Here is a 1,749-nt window from a genome sequence, read left to right as displayed (position 1 = left end):
CGAGCGGATCTACCGTCAGTCTCGATCAAGGACGTCTACCGGCACCGGACGATCCGCGGCCTGGCGACGGCACTCACCGATACCGGCAACGATTCCGGAACCGATGCCGGAGCCGGCGCCACTGCCACACCCGCCCGCCCGCCGGCCCCCACACCCCCGGAACCCGTGCCCCCGGCCGGCACCCTGAAGTACACCCTCTGCGGCGTGCTGCAGTTCCTGCTTTTCCTGGGATACTCCTTCCTCACCGCCATCATCACCGCACGCGGCTACACGTGGATATCCGCCGGCTCGAACGTGACGGACATCTACCTGCGCTCGGTCGCCTTCGGCGGCGCCGGATTCATCGGCATGTGCACCTTCCCGATCGCGGCCAAATGGATCCTCATCGGCCGGTGGAAAGAACGCGAGTTCCCCGTCTGGGGCCTGACCTACCTGCGCTTTTGGACCGTCAAGGCACTGCTCCACGCCAACCCGATGGTCTTCCTCGTCGGCAACCCGCTGTACGTGCTCTACCTGCGGGCACTCGGCGCACGCATCGGCCCGGGCGTCACGATCCTCTCGCGCACCGTCCCGGTCTGCACCGACCTGCTCACCATCGGCGCCCACACGGTGATCCGCAAGGATTCGTACTTCCTGTGCTACCGGGCGTACGCCGGCCGCATCCAGACCGGCCCCGTCACCCTGGGCCACAACGTGTTCATCGGCGAGAAGACCGTCCTCGACATCGCCACCTCGATGGGCGACGGGGCACAGCTCGGCCACACCTCGTCCCTGCACAGCGGCCAGGCGGTCCCCGGCGGCCAGCAATGGCACGGCTCTCCGGCCCAGCGCACCGAGCTCGACTACGTGCGGGTCCCGCCCGCCAGGTGCGGCACCTGGCGCCGGGCCGGCTTCGGCCTCGCCACGGTGGGTCAGCTGTTCCTGTTCACCGTGCCGCTGGCCGTCGGGGGCCTGTACATGCTGCTGACCGAGGTCCCGGCGCTGAGCGACCGGCTGGCCCCGGGCACGGCGGGGCCGGTGTCGGCGGAGCTCTACACCGATGCGCTGATCGTGTCCTGCGGGCTGTTCTTCAGCCTCGTCGGCGTGGGCCTCCTCGTGCTGTTCACCGTGCCACGCCTGCTGAACCTGCTGGTCGAGCCGGACAGGGTGTATCCGCTGTACGGCTTTCACTACTCGACGCACCGGGCGATCGCACGCCTCACCAACGTGAAGTTCTTCACCTGGCTCTTCGGGGACAGCTCCTACATCGTCCCCTATCTGCGCGGCCTGGGATACGGCCTGTCGCGGGTGGAGCAGACCGGTTCCAACTTCGGCACGGAGGTACAGCACGAGACCCCGTACCTGTGCTCCGTCGGCAGCGGCACGATGGTCGCCGACGGTCTGTCGATCGTCAATGCCGACTTTTCGAGTACGTCGTTCCGGGTGTCCCGGGCGTCGATCGGCCGGCACAACTTCCTCGGGAACAACATCGTGTATCCGTCCGGGGCGAAGACCGGCGACAACTGCCTCCTCGCGACGAAGGTGATGGTTCCGCTCGAGGGCGAGGTACGCGAGGGGGTGGGCCTGCTCGGCTCGCCGTGCTTCGAGATCCCCCGTTCGGTGGAGCGCGACCTGCGGTTCGACCATCTGCGGACCGGGGCCGAGTTGCACCGCAGCCTCGCGGCCAAGAACCGCTGCAACATCCGGTCGATGGTCCTCTTCCTGCTCGTACGGTGGTTCTTCTTCTTCGTCCTCACCGTGCTTGCCCTC

General features: G+C 67.7%; 1 protein-coding gene. It reads left to right on the top strand.

Annotated features, from left to right (window positions below; translation table 11 throughout):
- Positions 1–1,749: Pls/PosA family non-ribosomal peptide synthetase (locus JL475_RS38865; protein ID WP_202282906.1), on the top strand; the 1,749-nt coding region annotated here is incomplete at both ends.

The sequence above is a fragment of the Streptomyces sp. M2CJ-2 genome (assembly GCF_016757295.1).
Classification (GTDB): Bacteria; Actinomycetota; Actinomycetes; order Streptomycetales; family Streptomycetaceae; genus Streptomyces.
The sequence above is the reverse complement of the archived record's forward strand: the minus strand, read 5'-3'. Positions and strand labels throughout refer to the sequence as shown.